Source organism: Microcoleus vaginatus FACHB-2002, from assembly GCF_040004035.1.
GTDB lineage: Bacteria > Cyanobacteriota > Cyanobacteriia > Cyanobacteriales > Microcoleaceae > Microcoleus > Microcoleus vaginatus_C.
On the sequence record NZ_JAMPLN010000009.1, the window covers coordinates 172,326 to 192,249 of the forward strand.

The following is a 19,924-nucleotide window of genomic DNA, read 5'->3' on the forward strand; positions in this document are numbered from 1 at the left end:
GACGAGTTCCTCAATCTGCCAAAGTCAAAAAAATACAACATTAGGCAAGCTTTAAAACCCCGATAGGCATCAATTTTTGCCAATCGAAAATCTAAAATGCTATCAAGGGGCAACTTTCCTCCAGCATTTTAGGGATTTCCCTTTTCAAAATCTCCACATCCACCGTCATATCCATGCCAATGAAACTCCAATCTTCCTCTACATTGTTGTCATCAACCATACGGGAGTATTCTAATCCCAATAGCTGGCAAATGTAATAGAAATATGGCGGAGTGTACCCTCCATAAAAGAATTCCAATACTTTCGTTCCCGGCTGACACCACAGCAAATTTGTAAAACCAGCCCCGTGAGGGCCGACAACCACCGTCGCTTCTGCAAACAGACGAATTTGTTCATCAACACTGCGCGAGATATCTTCCAAAATTTCAAAATCAAATTCTTTCAAAACCTCTCGCACTTGTACTTCATTTTTCACCTTGCGCCGGCCGCTTCTAGACAGATAAAGTTTTCTATAAGGCTTTACCTTTTCCTTAAGACAGAATTTTTTCCGCAAAAGCTCTATATCGTAAGGACTGGGAAAATACCAGTCTTGATTGTTTCCCACCACCACACTTTCTGCATGATATCCCGTATCTCTAGCCCTAGTGTCGATTAGTGAACTTTCAGGAATACCGAGTTTGGTCATAAAGCCCAACTCAAAATCTGTATGTCGTAAAGGATAACAAATTTTGGCTTCTTGCCAAATTTCCTTACCTAAAGCCTCCTCAATTCGACAAAGTTTAGCCAGCACAAAAATGATAAAATCATAATAACTACACCACAAATGCGACCAAGGAGCAACTACCAGCGGATAGGTAATTTGGTTAGGTTTGTAAGGCCATTCCAGAATGCCCGCACCGCTAATCCGAAAATCCAAGTCTAAAAGCAACTTGTTATTCAGCAGCGTGTTGCCAGACGTACAAATAGTTAGAGAATTTATTTTTTGATTGAGAGTAATCTTCCACACATAATCTGGGTCAAAAGACACGGGTTTTTCCGTGGCAAAAAACCGAGAAGGCACTTTTTTAACCGAGGTTAATGCGGGTATATTGATAGGTTGGTGCTGCTTTTTGTAAACGATGCTGTCATCTAACAATTTGATGCTGGTGCGCCGATCTAACGGGGTTCTCCAGACACGCCTTGATGTTGCCAGCAAGCTCTGCTTCAGTGTCTGTTTTATCTGGTCAACTAATTTTGGGTTCATCACGCGCTTTTGCTGTATATCTTTGCAGTTTTAACAACCACGGTATACCGCCAACAGCAAATTTTAACTCGCTCAAAAGTCGGAGATTGAACTAACAAAAGAAAGCCAGAAGGCACTTATACAGAAGGCAGAGAAAAAGTTGTGAGATGGCTTTGTCACTCTCCAGGCATAGGGCTGGAAGTGATACGGGAGCATCTCAATGAAAGCAGGTAAGCCCAAAATTGGAGTTAGGAGTCAGGAGGAAAGAGGAAGAAGGAAGAAAGAAAGAGCCAGAAGAAGTGTTTTTACAAATATGAGATGCTCCCAGTGATACCATGTTAGATTGGGGATTGCGGATGACTTATTACTATCATTGTATGGATATTTCCTCCAGTTGCTTTTTTTTTGGAAACTGGCAGAACTTTGAAGTTAAAAAGTTTCAAATTCCCAAATCAACAATCGTGAACGCTCATCTGGATTCATACTTCAGCATCCAGATTACCGTCCACTTTTCCATTAAAGCCGTAGACTTGACGACTACCTACAAAAGGTACTAATTGCACTTCCCTTTCATCTCCGGGTTCAAACCTGACTGCTGTACCTGCGGGGATATCCAACCGCATTCCTTTTGCTTGTTCTCGACTAAATTCTAAGGCTTCATTCGCTTCGTAAAAGTGATAGTGCGAGCCAACTTGTATGGGTCGGTCGCCTTGATTTCCTACCAGCAAGCGCACGGTTTCACGCCCAGTATTAAGTTCTATTTTTCCTGTTAAAACAATCATTTCTCCTGGTATCATTTTTTCCTCCTATGAGTCTCTGTGGTTAACTTTTTAACGGATCGGATCGTGTACTGTAACGAGTTTAGTTCCATCGGGAAAAGTCGCCTCAACCTGGACTTCATGCACCATTTCTGGTATGCCTTCCATCACATCTTCCCGCGTCAGGAGAGTTGTTCCATAACTCATTAAATCGGCGACGGTGAGGCCGTCTCTGGCTCCTTCTAAAATGGCTGCAGAAATGTAGGCTAGTGCTTCTGGATAGTTTAATTTTAAACCTCTTTGTTTCCGACGCTCTGCTACCAGGGCGGCGGTGAAAATCAGCAGTTTGTCTTTTTCTTGGGGGGTGAGTTGCATTTTTATTCTTGTAAGTGCGATCGCATTATTTGATTATGATATCTTTTACGGTTGTTTGTGAATGATTTAACCGCAGAGGGCGCAGAGGGCGCAGAGTCTCCAGAAGAGAGAGATGAATAATCTAGTTAGGAGGGCAATTATACATTGAAACTCAAAGATCATCCTATTTTATCCAAACTCTGGGCAAACAGCAAGGGCGTTCTGAAAAAGATAAGCGCAGCAACTGCCAAATGCTGACAAACCAGTCTCTCGCTGCGGTGGTGGATGAACCGCGATATCGGCACAGCAAACCGTTAGGAATACGAGTCACGCCGACGGTGGAATTACCAGGATAAATTGTTGCCTCCGATGGCAAATCTCGCACTTTTTCCACGAACTCTGTGGTGACGGGTTCGCCTACCCAAGCGAGGGTGGCGACTACGGGTTTTCCTGCGAGGCCGTGAGGGCTTTCGAGCATTTTTTCGCCACCTTTGAGCAATTGTCTGTCAATCCATAAAGGGCTGTTTTGTTGCCAGACTTCGGTGTGCGAGATCCATTCTCCAGACAAGAACTTTTCGCCCCTAGCACTGCGTCCAAATCGGGTAATTTCCCACAGTAAAATCCTCGCTGTTGGTGCTAATTCTACCCGCAAATTTTGCCGATATATTGCGCCGTCAAAAACTATTGTTTCCTGTGGCAGCCATTCTAAATTAGCACCGGCTTCTAGTGTGATATCGATATTTTGTTGTGATTCTAGTCCGCTGCTGCGATAGATTTTACTAGCAGCGGCGCTGGTAATCAAGGCTTTGGCGTTGGGTTGGAGGTGAAAATGGCTGGAAAGTCGATCGCCCCCGACAAGTCCCCCAGCCGTGTGCAAGATAACGCTGTGACAAACGTCTTTCCCTTCAGGATAAAACGGACGCTGCACCTTAAGGGGCGCTTGCATTTGATTGTGAATAATTTGAGTTGCACCGCTGCGGTTGGCATAGACTAAATTCAGGCGGCCGTGCCATCTATTTTCAACTTGATCTATATGTTGTTTGGTCAAATTTTCAGTCACTAATTTTTTAATTTAAAAACATTCCCAATCAAAAACATACCACGACTGCGGCGCTTCCCTGCAATTACTTAAATAATGATAATCGTTATCTGAAATATTTTTGGTTTCTGCACTTATTAGTATAATAATTTACATTTATCAACCATCAGATCGGCGAAGATGCGCGTACCCTGTAAAAATCAGTAACTAGAGGAGTGCATAATATGCCTCAAGTTCTCTTCAAAGTTGATTTGACCAAACCGATGTCAGAACAGGAATTAGTCGGTCACAATCGCTGGCATCCAGATATTCCAGCAGTAGTTTCCGTCAATCCCGGCGATGTATTTCGCATCGAGTGCAAAGACTGGACAGACGGACAAATTAAAAATGACGACAGTCCCGAGGACATTCGCGATGTAGACTTAACAGTAGTTCACGTTTTGAGCGGGCCCATTTACGTTAACGGCGCGCAGCCGGGCGATATTTTAGTAGTCGATATCCTCGATATCGGGGCTTTGCAAGGAGACGAATGGGGTTTTACGGGCATTTTTGCTAAAGAAAACGGCGGCGGTTTCTTAACCGAGCATTTTCCGACTGCTGCTAAAGCAATCTGGGATTTTCAGGGAATTTATACCGCTTCCCGACACATACCAAAAGTCAGGTTTGCGGGGATTACTCATCCGGGTTTAATCGGCTGCGCTCCTTCTCAGGAATTGTTGAATAAATGGAACAAACGGGAAGCGGAATTAGTAGCAACAAATCCCGATCGAGTGCCGCCTTTAGCAGCACTGCCGAACCCCAAAAATGCAGTTTTGGGCTCGCTGCAAGGGGCAGAATTCGAGCGAGTTGCGGCGGAAGCGGCGCGCACTGTTCCTCCCCGGGAACACGGCGGCAATTGCGATATTAAAAACCTGTCGCGGGGTTCGAGAATTTATTTCCCGGTTTATGTCGAAGGCGCGAAACTTTCGATGGGAGATATTCACTTTTCTCAAGGAGACGGGGAGATTTCATTCTGCGGGGCAATTGAAATGTCGGGGTACATCGACCTCCACGTTGATATTATTAAAGGTGGCATGGATAAATACGCGATGGTCAACCCGATTTTCAAACCCGGGCCCGTGGAACCCCGCTATTCTGAGTACCTCGTTTTTGAAGGGATTTCTGTTGATGAATTTACGGGTCAGCAGTATTATATGGATGCCCACGTTGCTTATCGCCGAGCTTGTTTGAATGCGATCGAATATTTGAAAAAGTTTGGTTTTACGGGAGAACAAGCGTATTTGCTCTTAAGCTGTGCTCCTGTTGAGGGTCGCATCAGCGGCATTGTGGATATTCCCAATGCTTGCTGCACTATTGCTTTACCGACAGAAATTTTCCAGATGGATATTCTGCCATCTTAATTACAGAATTTACGCACAGACTCGCTTTTGTAGGGTGCGCCGAAGCGCACCTTACCCCCACAAATAGTGGAAAAATTTCTTTCTTGCGTAAGTCCTAAATTAGTAGGGCGGGCGCGGCCCGCCGCCTAGTCCTTGCATCCCAAATCTACAATCAAAAATTGATATGCCTCTTTACGATTTTAAGTGTGAAACTTGCGGCATTTTTGATAAGTGGCACCCTCTTGCAGAAGCAGATAAACCTGTGCTTTGCCCGAGTTGCGAAACTGTTGCTAAACGCATCTTTTCGCCGCCAATGATTTTAACTGGAAAGCTGCGGTTGAAAGGTCAAGAAAATCGGGAACCGGAGGTAGTTAAGCGTTCTGAGGAACCTAAACCGCAGCGGAATCGCGAACACCGAGGGGGACGACCTTGGATGATCGGTCACTGATGCAGTCCGGCAGGGGTTTCAACCCCTGCCTCAAAGCTGAAGTCCTCTAAAAGAGGACTGTAAAGTTAGTATTTCAGTCGGTTTTAACCGACTTTTGCTATTAGACAGGGACTTAAGTCCCTGGCGGGTCAAGGAAGTATTTTGTACTTATTTATTGGTCAATATAACATAATCGTAAACTGAATAATTTCAGTCATATTGAACCTGCTACCGTATTAAAATGGCAAACGTTTAGGAATAAGAAAGGCGATCGCGCTTCGAGCTTACTACTTCACTGTACCGCACTCAACAAATGTCCGCCAACCAGTAGGGAATTACTCAACTTTACAATAAGTTTTTTGAAGAACCAACAAGTCAGCTCTTTAAACTCCAAACTCAACTCGATCGCGAAGTAATACAAGCTTACGGATTTACTGACAGCGACGATATTTTAGCAAAAGTGCTGGAATTAAACCTAGAACTGGCAAAAAAAGAAAAACGGGGAGAACCCGTAGTTGGGCCTTGTGTCCCAACTGACTAAAAATGCTAATCGTTGTTACCATAAATTTTGTAAATTTGCGTATAATCACATAAATCGTTGATAGAGATCACACACACTCTAGTATAAAAACAGAGATAATAGGGGAAGAGTTAAGTTTTGAGTTAAAGATTTCCAAATTCAAAATTAAACAGTCAAAACAGCTTTCCGCCTTCAGCATAAGTGCATTCTGCTTTTCTTTGCTCAATTACTCCTAATTTGTTTGGGAGGAACTTCCCATGTTATTATTTACCCACAGTCAGTCCAAAAATAGCAAGGTAGAGCAAGAACACTGTGCTCAAAAACATTTGTTACCGAATTCAACTATTAATCTAACTGGGCTAAAGGCAGAATGCAACCATTTGCGTATCGGCCAAAAAATTAGCTATGGCTATGCTTTAGCTATCGGCATAGCGATTTTGGGAACTGGTGCGGGACTGAGATTGGGAGACTACTTTCGCAAGCAAGCTTTAGTTCAGGTGAATGTTGCTGGGCAGCAGCAGCAACTGCTGCAAAATTTGCAAAATACCGTATTTGAAGCCCGATCGCACGCGGCGAGATTGCCAGCCCTTGTGGGAAACGCCGTGGCCCTGAAATACGAACACGATCGCTTTGTCGGGCAAATCAATCAGGCGAAAATCCTGATTTCAGAAATTGAATCTTTCGCACGAGAAAATCCCAAGAAACTAGCAACAGAAGAGGCGGCATTGCACGCTCTCTTGAAGAAATCTGCCCTCGTCATTGATTACTACGGTAAGCTAATTAAATTGCAGTTAAAAGAAGCGGAAGTTTGGAATTTGCCGCCCAACAGCATTGACTCCGCACAGCTACAAATGTTGAGGACTAGCAGCGGCCAAGAGGCGATCGTACTAGATAACCTTGCTCAAAGTTTAACTGACCTAATTTCTACAGTAGAAATTCACAAACAGGAAGGAACCCAAGCATTAGAACAAGCTGAAAATTTGCGAAACCGAATTCTTCTCGGGAGTATGCTAATTTCAGCACTCATCGCCGTCGCGCTGGCGGACAAAACCAGCCGCGCGATCGCCCAACCCATCGAAACCGTTACTAATGTGGCTCAGCAAGTCGCTCGCGAATCGAATTTTAACCTGCAAGTACCAGTTACAACAGACGACGAAATCGGAGTTTTAGCGCTCTCTTTCAATCAATTGATTCAGCGAGTTAGCGAGTATACACAAGAACTCAAACAAACTCAAGCCCAATTAATTCAGACCGAAAAAATGTCATCTCTCGGTCAAATGGTTGCAGGGATAGCCCACGAAATCAACAATCCTGTCAACTTCATCGGCGGCAACATTGACTATGCCAACCAATACATCGAAGATTTGGCAGATTTGGTAACTCTCTATCAAGAATATTATCCCAACCCACCAGATGCCATTCTAGAGCGTATCGAAGACATTGAACTCGAATTTCTCAGAGAAGATTTACCAAAAACCCTCTCTTCGATGAAAATGGGAGCCGATCGCATTCGCGAAATTGTTGTATCCATGCGGAATTTTTCGCGATCGGACGACGGAAAAATGAGATCAGCCGACATTCACGAAGGAATAGATAGCACTCTCGTAATTCTCAATCACCGGATCAAACAAGGTATTCAAGTTATTAAACAATACGGTAAGTTGCCTGCGCTTGAGTGCTATCCCGCGCAACTAAATCAAGTATTTATGAATATTATTAGTAATGCAATAGATGCGCTGGAGGAGGTGAAAAAGGAAGACAAAGGCTATTCGCCAACGATTTGGATTAGGACGGAAATTACGGCCGACAATACTGTCACCGTCAAGATTCGGGATAACGGGCCGGGAATTGCGTCCGCCAGTACCCAACAGATATTTGACCCATTTTTTACTACAAAGTCGATCGGCAAAGGTACTGGATTAGGATTGGCTATTTCCTATCAAATCCTTGCCAAGCATCAAGGCAAAATTGAGGTAAATTCTCAAATAGGACAGGGCACGGAATTTGTGATTACTTTGCCAGTTGCTGCGTAATATCACGCAGGGCGATCGGGATGAACATAAAAAATCGGTTCCCACCGTCGCCCCATTTCCAAAACCAGCCAACTTGATCAACCAATTGAAGACCCGACGTAAAAAGTCCGGGGCGAATTTGGCAGATACAGAGGCGCTTTTGGACCTAGTAGAAAACCATTAGCGCGAAAATTGAGCGGAAAACAGAACTCTTGGTGACAAGAAATCTGAAACCGTTGAATCACAAATGATTGAAATGGATGGGGGCGGAGGGACTTGAACCCACACGACCGTTTCGGGTCAACGGATTTTAAGTCCGTAGCGTCTACCATTCCGCCACGCCCCCCTTTGGTCAAGCTGCTGTGGTTTTGAGCCACTAAGAGCAACAGCCTTTTATTCTACAGCCAAAACCCCAATTTACGCAACCCCTAATCAAAAAATTCCCAAAAGTCGCGCTGGATCTCCGCAAGCGGTACAATAGTTAACCAGCTAACGGAGCGTGTCAACCGACTTACCCGTGTTATTATTCCCATAAAGCAAATCTATGTATATTACCTTACTGCTTTACGCCGTCTTGGCAGGAGCCTACCTCCTGGTAGTACCCGCAGCTACCTACGCTTACCTGAACAGCCGCTGGTACGTCGCTACCTCTTTTGAGCGCGGCTTCATGTACTTCTTGATGTTCTTCTTCTTCCCAGGTATGTTTCTCCTAGCTCCATTTTTGAATTTTCGGCCCAAACGGCGGCAGATAGAAGCCTAAATGCGACGTATTGACGTAATTGGAATCAGTATCGGCTTTTTTGTAGCAGGTGGGTTGGTCTACTTGCTACTACAATTTGCCGGACTCGACAGCATGAATGCAGGGATTTGGAGCCAGTTATTTTTGGTCGCCGGCTTGATTGGCTGGCTGGTGACTTATTTATTTCGAGCACTGACTCAAAATATGACCTACAGCCAGCAATTGCAAGACTACAAAGAAGCTGTGTTGCAGAAGCAGCTCGATGAACTCACTCCTGAAGAATTAGCCAAACTTCAAGCCGAAATTGAGCAGGAAAAAGATAATTAGTTATTAGTCATTAGTCATTAGTGATTAGTTATTAGCAATAAGCGGTGAAATAATGACTGCCGACTAAAAGCTAAGGAAGATGAATATAGACCGCCAAGTAATGATTGCTGACTAATGACTAATGACGGCTGACTAATGACCAATGACTAATGACTGATGACCAATGACTGATGACTAATAACTAATGACTATTTCTAATTGTTTTGAAACGTTACGCAAGAACCACCAATGTGCATTGATTCCTTTTATTACTGCTGGCGACCCAGACTTGGAGACAACGGCTAAAGCACTGCAAATTTTGGATGATAACGGTGCAGACGCGATCGAGCTTGGCGTTCCCTATTCTGACCCGCTAGCTGACGGGCCGGTGATTCAAGCCGCTGCTACAAGGGCTCTACAGCGGGGAACGCGATTAGATTCGGTGCTGGAAATGGTAGCGAAAGTTAGTCCGAATTTGCGATCGCCCATCATTCTCTTCACATACTACAACCCGATTTTGTACCGAGGTATAGAAACGTTCTTGCAGCAAATCAAAAGTGCTGGAGTTCAGGGATTGGTTGTACCAGACTTGCCCTTAGAAGAAGCAGACAGTCTCATCCAACCTGCCAACAAATTAGGGATTGAACTAACATTATTAGTTGCTCCGACAAGCCCCAAAAGTCGCATAGAAGCGATCGCCCGTCAGTCTCAAGGATTTATTTACTTAGTCAGCGTGACGGGGGTTACGGGAGTGCGCGAAGGCTTAGAAACGAGAGCAAAAGAGTTGCTGCAAGAACTTCGCGCCGTCACCGACAAACCCATCGGTGTCGGGTTTGGTATATCGAAACCCGAACACGCTCGCCAAGTGAAAGAATGGGGTGCAGATGCTGCGATTGTTGGCAGTGCTTTTGTCAAACGCTTGGCTGAAGGAACTCCAGAACAGGGTTTAGAGGCGATAGGCGAATTCTGCAAGAGTTTAAAAACAGCGATTCAAAATGCTTAGCAACTGTACAGATACTTTCAGCCATTAGACAGATGTGTGCGAGCGCGATGTGTCGCCACAATTGCGATTAAAGACCTTGTTGTACTTGAGATCATACACCACCTTCCTTCTAGTTCCTGACTAGAAGGTTTTTTTTGAGCCGAAAATGCAAAACATTTCAATATACTGCGGGCACGGAGAACCAAACAGCCCTATAGGGAAAGGACATTGCCGTGTCGGGCGCGGGGTGCTGAGATTTTTAATAATTGGTAGAAGATTGAGGATTGTCCATTCGTTCTTCCTTCTTCCTTGTACTATAACTTGAGAAATCTAACTTGAGATAGATGAAAAGCTCCTGTTTCTCTTCGTAAACTAAAAAAGTGTTTAAGTGCCTAATTTTGTAATGCTAACCATATACAGAACCACCAGGCATTTGAGCCTATCACAATAGAAAGGAGCATTTTTATGAAGAGACTAACTGCATTTGTGAAAAAAATTCGAGCTGTACAAATTTTAACAGTGTTTCTGGCTGGCATTTTAGTATTAGTGAGTACGGCCTGCAGCCGCCCTGATGTGACGGCAGGAAAAACTGATGTAATGGCAGGAAAAGCTGATGCGAGCATAGGAAAAACTGCAGACCAAATTAGAGAAGAAGTGCCTTCAGGGGCTGTAACTTCCGAATTCAAAGGCGGCATGAACGACTACAGCGATGTCGATCCCAGAAACAAAAAGCTTACAACACAAGAAGCAAAAGCTCAGCTTCTAAAAGAGGAAGCGCAGCACCGCATTGACACCAAATCTAGCAACAATGTAGGCGAAAACGTGCGGCGGGTAGCGGACGACGCCCCTGACAAACTCGGTCAAATTGGGAACAAGGTGAAGGAAGATGCTAGCACCGCCCAGCGCAAAGCTGATGACTTTGGCGACAAAACCAAACAAGGCTTTGCTAATCTTAAAGAAAACACTCGCGAAGGCTTGAAGGGAGCAAAAGATATTGTTAAAGAAGCCACGCAGGGAGCCAAAGAAAGAGCAGCAGAGGGTACGGAGTCTCTGAGATATGGTACCAGTGGCGGCCAAGAAAATATCAATGATGCAGCGCGAGATGCAAGATAGAACGCTGAAGATACTTGGGAAAAGGTTCGCTAGAAAGTGAATCGAGATATTGACATAACTCAACGAGTGGCAGAAACAGCGGCAGACGCGATCGACTAATCTCAAATAACGCTGTTTCCTTCTCGGGAAGCTAGGTTCCGACAGGGGTTAAAACCCCTGTCGGAATCTAGGTAAAGTCAATCGATTTTAGATTTTAGATTTTAGATTTTAGATTGAAGCATTACCCCTGGGAGGGCTATTAGGCCGGAAGTAGAGTGCAGGGGGGTTTCACCACAATCCCAATGCCCTGTCCTTTTCTAGGGGGGACTGGGATGCTACTGCTTTAACGACGGATTCTTTATAATTTCTATAGATTGTATTTGGACTTTTTAAGGTAGTAACTTTTTGACCGGCTTCGCGGAAATTTGGGCGATCGAGCTATATTAAATTGAATTAATTACCCATTGTATTTTTCTAGACAGGAGAGTGCGGTGTTTATACGGTATTTCGCGTTCATTGAATCGCATTTGAGATTAACAGCAAAAACTTATACGTAAGTAAAAAGCTTTAATCGCGATCGCCAAAGTATAAAATGTTGTTCATTAACAGATAATTGGAATTTTCGATCGGGTGATCAAAAATTATGCGGGTTATGCCCTAAGATAGATACACTAAGTTTTGTCAAGCTAATGTCGGAGTTGAGGTCAGCCGATATGGACGCAAAAGTAGATGTAGTAGATTTGACTGCGGTAATGCCGGGATATCGCTCGATCGCGCAATTGTACACAGATTGTCGCTCGGCTATCGATCGGTTCGTGCGCGAGAAAGACCGACAAACTGCCGTTAAAATTCTCAAACCTACGTCGTTGTGGCTGAGGATTTCCGGGACGCGGTGCTGCCAAAATCCCAAAAAGTTGCATTAGCGACCGTTAATTGGATGGGTAGAAATAGTCCTCAACCGCACAGACATTCTCGACGAACTCGAACGCAGGTCGGTTATTTACAAATACATTAAACCTTCCAATCTTTCAATTAATCTTAACTGTTATCTGCCACATGGAGGTGTATAAATTTTAGCAAAAAGAGGCCACGGATTCGGGATGTATTCGCGCCGTAATCCGCCGCCAATCGACAGGGGAAATGGAGGCAAACCTTATCTTAGGAATTGTGTTTTGATGCTAGTAACGATGATGCACGACTTTTATGATGCGCTGGCAGATTTGGCAATCTATGCAGATGCCGCACCGGCGGAGCGCCAACAAATCCTTAAGCGCGTTGGGGCTAGTCAGAAAAAACTCAAAGAATTCGCGCACCATACGCCGATCAATTACCAACACAAGTTCGATCTGGTTGAGGCAGAATTGCTGGGCGTTTTGGGACAGACAGCAGAAGCAATGGAACTGTACGATCGAGCTATTACCGGAGCTAAAGCTAACGAATATGTCAATGAAGAAGCTCTTGCCGGCGAACTCGCTGCTAAGTTTTACCTGTCATTGGGAAGAGAAAAAATTGCCCGACTCTACATGATAGATGCCTATGATTGCTATGTCCGCTGGGGAGATAGAGCCAAAATAGACGACTTAGAAAAACGTTATCCTCAATTATTAAAACCGATTTTAGAACCCGCAAAACTCCCTGCAAATCCATTAGCAAATTTTCCAACACCTGCTGGGCAAAATCAATCGCTTCATCCATCCATTCATCCATCCATTCATCCGTCTGTTTCGGCGAGCGTCTCAGATTTCGGGAATTTTTCCACACTGTTAAAAGCTTGTCAAGCGCTCTCTAGTGAAAGAGAACTCGATCGACTGATTGCCAAACTGATGCAACTGGCGATGAAAAATACAGGAGCTGACAAAGGAGCGCTGATTTTGCCAAACGGCAATCAATGGGAAATCGCGGCTACCAGCGCGCTCGACAATTCGGGACTCGAGTGGGCGATCGACTTATCATCGGCAACACTCGATGAAAACAGCGATATCTTGCCCCTCAAAATTGTTGACTGCGTTAAAAATTTATTGAAACCTGTGATTGTTCGGGATCTCGCTCAACAACGTGATTGGGATTCCGACTCCTACATCCTCAAATACCAACCGCAGAGCCTGTTGTGTTGGCCGATTCTCGATCGAGGCAACTTAGTCGGCATTTTGTATCTGGAAAATCGCTTAACCGCAAGAGTTTTTACCCGCGATCGCCTGCAACTTCTCAATCTCCTGTGTTCCCAGGCAGCCATCTGTTTGCAAAATGCTCTGCTATATAAAAAATATCAGGATTACAACCAACAATTAGAGCGATCGCTAGTAAAAATTAGCCGAACCGAAGCTCAGCTTGCCGATCAGAAGAAAATGCTCCAAGCGATTCTTGATGTCGCTCCGATTTGGATTTGGATGGTGAATCCCAGTGGTAAAGTACAGTTTTTGAACAAGACATTTTCTCAAGATGTGGGTGTGCCTCTGAGTGATTTCCTAGCTGCCGATCATTATAAAGATATACTGGGGGAGAATGCAGCGGGCTGTCTGGTTTCCGATGCCGCCTGCCTTGCTCAAGATTTGCCGCATTACTCCAGCGAAATTCTCAGACTTGTTGATGGCAAACTACACGATTTAGAAATCACGAAAGTGCAGTTAAAAAATTCCCAGGGCGAGACAATCGGGATTATTGGTTTGGGTGTTGATGCCACTGAGCGCAAGCGAGCAGCCGAACTTTTGCAAGAGCAAAATCAACAGCTAGAACGAACTTTAAAAAATTTACAACAAGCACAACTGCAAATCGTGCAAAATGAGAAAATGTCGGCATTGGGTAATTTAGTCGCCGGAGTCGCCCACGAGATTAACAATCCGATTGGGTTTATTTCTGGCAATTTAAGCGAAGGTAAAAGAAGTTTGGAAGATGTTATCGAACACTTAGAATTGTATCGCTCCGCTGCATCCCAATCGGAAATAGCCGACCACGCCGAAGAGATAGACCTCGATTATCTTTTGGAAGATTTACCGAAGATGATTGATTCAATGCAACTCGGGTGCGAACGCATTTGCAGCATCAGCAACAGTTTGCGTACCTTCTCCCGAGGCGACAAAGACTACAAAGTTCCTTTTAATATTCACGAAGGCATTGATAGCGCTATTTTAATTTTGAAACACCGCCTCAAAGGAAACGAACACCGCCCGCAGATCGAAGTGATCACTAAATACGGCAATCTCCCTAAAATCGAATGTTTTCCCGGTCAATTGAATCAAGTTTTCATGAACCTGCTTGCCAATGCGATCGATGCCTTAGAAGAGTCAAATATAGGACGCAGTTTTAGCGAAATTACCGCCAATCCCAACCGCATCACGATTGGCACGGATATAGTCGGCGAAGGGTACATTAAAATTAAAATTGCTGATAACGGCACTGGGATAAAAGAGGAAGTTAAACAGCAGATATTCGACCATTTGTTCACGACGAAAGGTGTCGGCAAAGGAACTGGATTGGGGTTGGCAATTGTGCACCAGATTGCGGTAGAGAAACATGGCGGAAGCATCGAGGTGAATGGCGAGCCTGGAGTTGGCACTGAGTTTGCGATCGTTTTGCCGGTGAAGGGATAAATTTGAATTAAAATTCAATGTTTTTTGGGCGATCGCGTAATAAAATATACTGACTTTGATTGGGGTCTTTTTTTGAAAGCCTTGGCCTAACTCTTTTAAAGTAGCATCGTTTTTTTAATCAAGCAGTTGTTCAATCACATCAATTTTTCCAACCAACTTTAAGGAAAATCCGCCATCGGTAGAAAGGGAACCTAGAGTTTTTACTTCTTCCTAGGGAATGGGCTAGTTTTTGAACGAAGCTTTGAGCTACCTTAAAACGTTATGAGTTGCTCGCCCTCATGAAAGAGGATTGCTGTGTGCGAGCCCAAAACGTTAATCGGAACTTACCCCGCGAATCGGGGTACTTCCGACTGAAAGCATTACCGGATAAGACTTTCCAACATCAAGGAAAATCCTTACATGACTACAAACCGTTGAAACCTTTATGTGGCGGGGATTTGGGCCGATCTCAGTCTTGAAACCTATTTTACCAAATTTTTTGGCGACCGCCACTCATACATGACTACTTTTTTTTCGTTCTGAAATGCCTATATCTTATATACATCAATGCTTTCAGCCGACGGAAGTACCCCCGCAGGGGGTAAGTTCCGGTTAATGAATTTTACTGAGTGTACCTCATGCGGTTGATAACCGCTATATTGGCTCAGGTGCTGTATCTGACGGAGGAAGTAAAAGCGATGAAACTGCAAACCATTGGCTCGACGTTACTCTTCTCACTTCTAGCCGTGCTGAGTGGCGGCGAATTTCCTTTCATCCTTAGTGCTCAAGGCAAAATTCCTGCTTTTCAAGTTTTGACTCAGAACCTTGTAGACCGGAAAACGGAAGCTGACAGATTGTTAGAGCAAGGTTTCCAGCAATTGCAGATGAGTCAATTGGAAGTGGCTATGGAGTCTTGCCAACAGGCGCTGATTATTTACCGAGAAATTAAAGACCGCCAAGGTGAGGGCAAAGCTTTGGGACATTTGGGAACTGCTTACTCTTACCTCGGCTACTATGCTAAAGCCATTGAGTACCAGCAGCAACATTTAGCGATCGCCCGCGAAATTAAAGACCGCCAAAGTGAGGGCAAAGCTTTAGGAAATTTGGGAGCTACTTACCTTAACCTTGGCAACTACGCTAAAGCCATTGAGTACCAGCAGCAACACTTAGTGATCGCCCGCGAAATTCAAGATCGCCAAAGTGAGGGCAAAGCTTTAGGAAATTTGGGAGCTGCTTACCTTAGCCTCAGTAACTATAGCAAAGCCATTGAGTACATTCAACAGCAGTTAGCGATCGCCCGCTCCATTAAAGACCGCCAAAGTGAGGGAAGAGCTTTGGGAAATTTGGGAGCTACTTACCTTAACCTTGGCGACTACGGCAAAGCCATTGACTACATTCAGCAGCAGTTGGCGATCACCCGCTCCATTAAAGATCGCCGAAATGAGGGTGCAGCTTTGGGAAATTTGGGATTTGCTTACATGAAGCTTGGGGATTATGCCAAAGCCATTGAGTACATTCAACAGCTCTTAGCGATCGCCCGCTCCATTAAAGACCGCCGAAATGAAGGTGCAGCTTTGGGAAATTTAGGAAATGTTTACTTGTTCCTTGGCGACTACGGCAAAGCCATTGAGTACATTCAGCAGCTCTTGGTAATCGCCCGCTCCATTAAAGACCGCCAAAGTGAGGGAAGAGCTTTGGGAGTTTTGGGAGATGCTTACATGAAGCTTGGGGATTATGCCAAAGCCATTGAGTACACCCAGCACCAATTGGCGATCGCCCGAGAAATTCAAGACCGCCAAAGTGAGAGATATGCACTCAATAATTTAGGCTTTGTACTTTATCTAAAAGGTAATCCGTCAGCAGCCGAGAAAACCTTACTAGATAGCATTCAAATTTCAGAATCTCTCCGAGCTGGCTTAGACGATGCCAATAAAGTGTCAATCTTTGATACGCAAATAGACCCATATCTCAACTTACAAAAAGTGCTTATTGCTCAAAATAAAACTCAGGAAGCATTAGAAATTGCTGAACGGGGAAGAGCTAGAGCATTTGTAGAGTTATTAGCTGGTCGCCTCGCCCCCTCAGCCTCTAGTCAAATCACCATCAACCCGCCCAACATCCAGGAAATTCAACAAATTGCTAAAGAACAAAACGCCACCATTGTCGAGTATTCAACTATCTGGAATGAAGCTCTCTATATTTGGGTAATCAAGCCCACTGGCGAAATTACTTTTCGCTCTGTTGACCTCAAATCCCTCAACATTAATCTCGGACAAGCTACCGAAAGCACCAGAGTCGCTGCTGCTACTGGCAGAGGATTGAGCGAACAAGATACAGTCTTTGCAGACATGATTCGCGGCACTCGCGATGCTCTGGGTACATCGGAAAATAATCTCTCCTATCAAGCAGCAACAAATCGCCCCAACTCAACCCCTGCTAATTCCCAAACCGCCAACCCAAAATTACAACAACTTTATCAATTACTAATTGAACCCATCGCAGATATTTTACCGACCAATCCCAATGCACCCGTAATCTTCATTCCCCATCAATCTCTCTTTTTAGCTCCCTTTGCGAGCCTACAAAATGCCCAAGGTCAATACCTCGTTGAAAAACATACCATCGCCATTGCTCCCGCCATTCAAGTCTTGCAACTAACCCGCCAAGCAAGGCAAAAAGTCCGGCAAGTTTCTCCCCAAAATTTTCTGGTTGTCGGCAATCCCACCATGCCAAAAATCGGCAACCCCCCCCAGCAATTACTACCACTGCCTGGCAGCGAGGAGGAAGCCCAAATCATTGCCAAACTTCTCAACACTCAAGCACTGATCGGCCCTCAAGCCACGAAAACAGCTATTATTCAACAAATGTCAAATGCTCGGATTATTCATCTAGCGACTCATGGTTTATTCAAGGAAGTTAAAAGGCAAGATATACCAGGAGCGATCGCCCTGGCTCCCTCGGGGAATGATGACGGCTGGCTCACTTCCAGCGAAATCCTAGATTTAAAATTAAATGCCGAATTAGTCGTTTTAAGTGCTTGCAATACTGGCAGAGGAAAACTAACGGGTGATGGTGTTATTGGCTTATCTCGCTCATTAATTACTGCTGGCGTTCCCAGCATCCTTGCCTCTCTATGGTACGTTCCCGACGGTCGCACCGCTGAATTAATGGCAGAATTCTATCGCCAGTTGCAGCAAAATCCCAATAAAGCTCAAGCCTTGCGGCAAGCAATGCTAATCACTATGAAAAACCATCCCGATCCCAGAGATTGGGCTGCATTTACCCTGATTGGTGAAGCAGAGTAATAGCTTTTAGGACTTAAATAACTGGCACATATAGCGGTTCTCAGAAAGATGAGGTACGTAGTTGGGCTTCAGCCCTCTTAGTTTCAGTGGTTATATAAGCTGTCATTCATACCTCATCTTTTTGAGAAAGGCTATACAGTAGGCCGTAAGGTAATATCGTTTCCGGTTGCACCGGAATGATATAGAGGACACGGCAGTGCCATTTCTCAACCCGGATTAATTGTAGGAACAGGGCAGTGCCGTCTCCTGGCGGTGAGTAAGCTGGTACGCAGCTAAAATACAAACAGCATTACCTTTATTTTAGATTTTTCTGTTCCATTTAATCATAAGTTATCCTAAATTTAATAATTTATTTAAACAGCAATTCTTCTAAGTGTTCTACAGATTCAAAGAGTCGAGGAGTAATATATTCTTTTGGTGAATGCCAAATCGTTTCAATTAAATTATAATCGGGGCTATAAGCTGCTAAAAACTCTAAGAGAATATGGAGCATTTCGGCTGAGATTTTCAGAAAAATATCTTTCTTTTTATGAAAAGTTGCATTATCTATAATAATCACAATCTTCATTCGCGACTCGCTAAATTTTTCGCTAGGCTCTCTACAATCTAGGTGAGCAGCAGCTTACCTAGCAACCTTCAAGTTTCCCATGGATACCGATCAATTGATTCCTGAAGCTGACTAATGTGTGTTTGTTTCGTAAAATTCTATTTTAGACCCCCTATAAGTGAGTGCGTCACCCATTTTTATTTGCGAGATGTCTATTATACAAAAAAATTAATCACCAAGGCTTCGCCCTACAAAAATTTATCTTAAATTTAACCAATCTTGAATTTCTTGCGCTAACCAAGCCGCCTCAACCTCTTTCAAATTTGTTGCTAAAAGATAAAAGTAAGTTCCCCTATCGTTACTTGAACGAATCCTGATTTGATTTCCCTCAACCATGCTATATATAAAAGTACCCAAAATTTCCGAAATTTCGCCAGTTTGTTGTAAATAACTCCAACCAAATATCTGATGTTCCAGTTTAAAGTAGTTCCGGTTAAATGTAATTTTATTACCCTTGCCCAACATCTTACCTAAGATACTTGCTAGAATCGTAAACAATCCTAATCCAATAGGTAAATTTACTGTTAGAGAAAATACTAAAATCATTGGCCCCAGTAGCAGTAAAAATAATATTCCTCTAACAGCAACTGAAAAAGGCTTTCTGACTAAACTAGAGGGAATTTTAATGTTTAACTCCGTCGCTGATTTGCTAACTTGAATGCGACAGTGAGGTGGTTTAGCAATTTTCCAAACAGTCGGAATTTGAAGATTAGCCCCTGGTATTTTTCCCGATTTCAAAGCTGCTAAAGCCTCTCTAGCCTTGCTGAAACGCTTTTCTAAGGCGATTTCCGTCATCTTCTCAATCCAGCTTACCAAACTAGGACTCACACTCACGCGATCGCTAAACTGAATCCGAGAATCTTTCTGTGGCAAATCCGCAGGAGTCACCCCCGTTAACAAATGAATTAAAGTAGCTCCCAAAGCATACAAATCCGAAGCCACCACCGCCCGCCCCCAAAACTGTTCTAAGGGTGCATAGCCACTCGTTCCTACCACTGTAAACGTTACACCTGTCACCGCCGCTTGAGCTTGTACCGCACCAAAATCTACTAGATACACGTGCTGATCTTCCCCCCAAATTAAATTACTCGGCTTAATATCTCGGTGCAAAACTGGGGGGCTTAATTCATGCAAATAAATTAAAATTTCCAGCACTTCAGTGGCAATTTTTCGTACTTTTTTTTCTGAAAAACCCTGACCATTTTCTAATAATTCCTGAAGTGAAAATCCCGGAATATAATCTTGCACTAATCCAAACCAAGGCAATCCTGCTCCGGCTTCCCGCTCTAGGGAAAAATAATCTCGATAGCAAGGAATGCGGGGATGATTTAGCGCCTGCAAAACTTGTGCTTCTCTTTCAAAAAGCTTGAGTTCTTCCCAGTGCATTTCCGGGCTAAAAGCTAACATTTTCAGCGTCACCTGTTCTTGAGACTCTAAATCTACTGCTAGCCAAGTTTGATGACCGGCCGCTGTGCGTCCTAAACGCTGTTGCAATTGATAACGTTCTTGTAAAATTTTTCCTGTATCTAACACAGCATTGCCCTCCTGTTTTGAATTCTACAAAATGGCCTTAACTATTAAATTAAGGACGGCTCTCCTACCCAGCTTATTTTTCC

At 44.0% G+C, this 19,924-nt stretch carries 15 protein-coding genes, 1 tRNA gene and 1 pseudogene; 10 read left to right on the plus strand and 7 right to left on the minus strand.

The features are described from left to right. Positions 1–91: 91 nt before the first annotated feature. The 4 genes from NDI35_RS10845 to NDI35_RS10860 all read right to left on the minus strand — a co-directional run bounded on the left by NDI35_RS10845 (position 92) and on the right by NDI35_RS10860 (position 3,394). Positions 92–1,243: a glycosyltransferase family 61 protein gene (locus tag NDI35_RS10845; protein WP_445312744.1), complete on the minus strand. Its 1,152-nt coding sequence runs from the start codon at positions 1,241–1,243 to the stop codon at positions 92–94. A gap of 458 nt (positions 1,244–1,701) precedes the next feature. Continuing rightward, entirely contained in the window at positions 1,702–2,019 is a 318-nt protein-coding gene (locus NDI35_RS10850; protein WP_445312745.1) for an urease subunit beta, read from the minus strand. Positions 2,020–2,052: 33 nt separating this feature from the next. Beyond that, on the minus strand, positions 2,053–2,355 hold the full coding sequence (gene ureA, locus NDI35_RS10855) for an urease subunit gamma (protein WP_015179363.1): 303 nt from the start codon (positions 2,353–2,355) through the stop codon (positions 2,053–2,055). Between the two features lie 163 nt (positions 2,356–2,518). Then, on the minus strand, positions 2,519–3,394 hold the full coding sequence (locus NDI35_RS10860; protein WP_445312746.1) for an urease accessory protein UreD: 876 nt from the start codon (positions 3,392–3,394) through the stop codon (positions 2,519–2,521). A 203-nt stretch (positions 3,395–3,597) separates the two neighbouring features. Here NDI35_RS10860 and fmdA point away from each other — a divergent pair, with 203 nt between their 5' ends. The 3 genes from fmdA (at position 3,598) to NDI35_RS10875 (ending at position 7,732) form a co-directional block, all read left to right on the plus strand. Then, positions 3,598–4,773 (plus strand): formamidase, encoded by a 1,176-nt coding sequence (fmdA, locus tag NDI35_RS10865; RefSeq protein WP_445312747.1) that lies wholly within the window; start codon positions 3,598–3,600, stop codon positions 4,771–4,773. 163 nt (positions 4,774–4,936) lie between these two features. Next, complete coding sequence (locus NDI35_RS10870; RefSeq protein WP_445312748.1) at positions 4,937–5,200, plus strand: FmdB family zinc ribbon protein; 264 nt, start codon at positions 4,937–4,939, stop codon at positions 5,198–5,200. 756 nt (positions 5,201–5,956) lie between these two features. Continuing rightward, a complete protein-coding gene (locus NDI35_RS10875; protein ID WP_445312749.1) occupies positions 5,957–7,732 on the plus strand; it encodes a sensor histidine kinase in 1,776 nt (591 codons plus the stop codon). 240 nt (positions 7,733–7,972) lie between these two features. Here the strand turns inward: NDI35_RS10875 and NDI35_RS10880 are convergent. After that, positions 7,973–8,057: transfer RNA gene (locus tag NDI35_RS10880), tRNA-Leu, on the minus strand. Positions 8,058–8,255: 198 nt separating this feature from the next. Here NDI35_RS10880 and ndhL point away from each other — a divergent pair. The 7 genes from ndhL (at position 8,256) to NDI35_RS10915 (ending at position 17,701) form a co-directional block, all read left to right on the plus strand. After that, entirely contained in the window at positions 8,256–8,471 is a 216-nt protein-coding gene (ndhL, locus tag NDI35_RS10885; RefSeq protein ID WP_193972727.1) for an NAD(P)H-quinone oxidoreductase subunit L, read from the plus strand. Then, positions 8,472–8,777: a DUF3007 family protein gene (locus tag NDI35_RS10890; protein ID WP_006635827.1), complete on the plus strand. Its 306-nt coding sequence runs from the start codon at positions 8,472–8,474 to the stop codon at positions 8,775–8,777. 184 nt (positions 8,778–8,961) lie between these two features. Next, entirely contained in the window at positions 8,962–9,759 is a 798-nt protein-coding gene (gene trpA / locus NDI35_RS10895; protein ID WP_333104691.1) for a tryptophan synthase subunit alpha, read from the plus strand. A gap of 444 nt (positions 9,760–10,203) precedes the next feature. Beyond that, on the plus strand, positions 10,204–10,851 hold the full coding sequence (locus NDI35_RS10900; RefSeq protein WP_445312750.1) for a DUF6658 family protein: 648 nt from the start codon (positions 10,204–10,206) through the stop codon (positions 10,849–10,851). 692 nt (positions 10,852–11,543) lie between these two features. Next, entirely contained in the window at positions 11,544–11,753 is a 210-nt protein-coding gene (locus NDI35_RS10905) for a hypothetical protein (protein WP_445312751.1), read from the plus strand. A 252-nt stretch (positions 11,754–12,005) separates the two neighbouring features. Next, positions 12,006–14,417: a sensor histidine kinase gene (locus NDI35_RS10910; RefSeq protein WP_445312768.1), complete on the plus strand. Its 2,412-nt coding sequence runs from the start codon at positions 12,006–12,008 to the stop codon at positions 14,415–14,417. Between the two features lie 677 nt (positions 14,418–15,094). Next, positions 15,095–17,701: a CHAT domain-containing tetratricopeptide repeat protein gene (locus tag NDI35_RS10915; protein ID WP_445312752.1), complete on the plus strand. Its 2,607-nt coding sequence runs from the start codon at positions 15,095–15,097 to the stop codon at positions 17,699–17,701. A gap of 330 nt (positions 17,702–18,031) precedes the next feature. Here the strand turns inward: NDI35_RS10915 and NDI35_RS10920 are convergent. Both NDI35_RS10920 and NDI35_RS10925 read right to left on the minus strand, forming a co-directional pair. Next, positions 18,032–18,290 (minus strand): annotated as a pseudogene (locus NDI35_RS10920) (transposase); the annotation flags it as partial. Between the two features lie 216 nt (positions 18,291–18,506). Continuing rightward, positions 18,507–19,841: a serine/threonine protein kinase gene (locus NDI35_RS10925; RefSeq protein ID WP_445312753.1), complete on the minus strand. Its 1,335-nt coding sequence runs from the start codon at positions 19,839–19,841 to the stop codon at positions 18,507–18,509. Between the last annotated feature and the right edge of the window lie 83 nt (positions 19,842–19,924).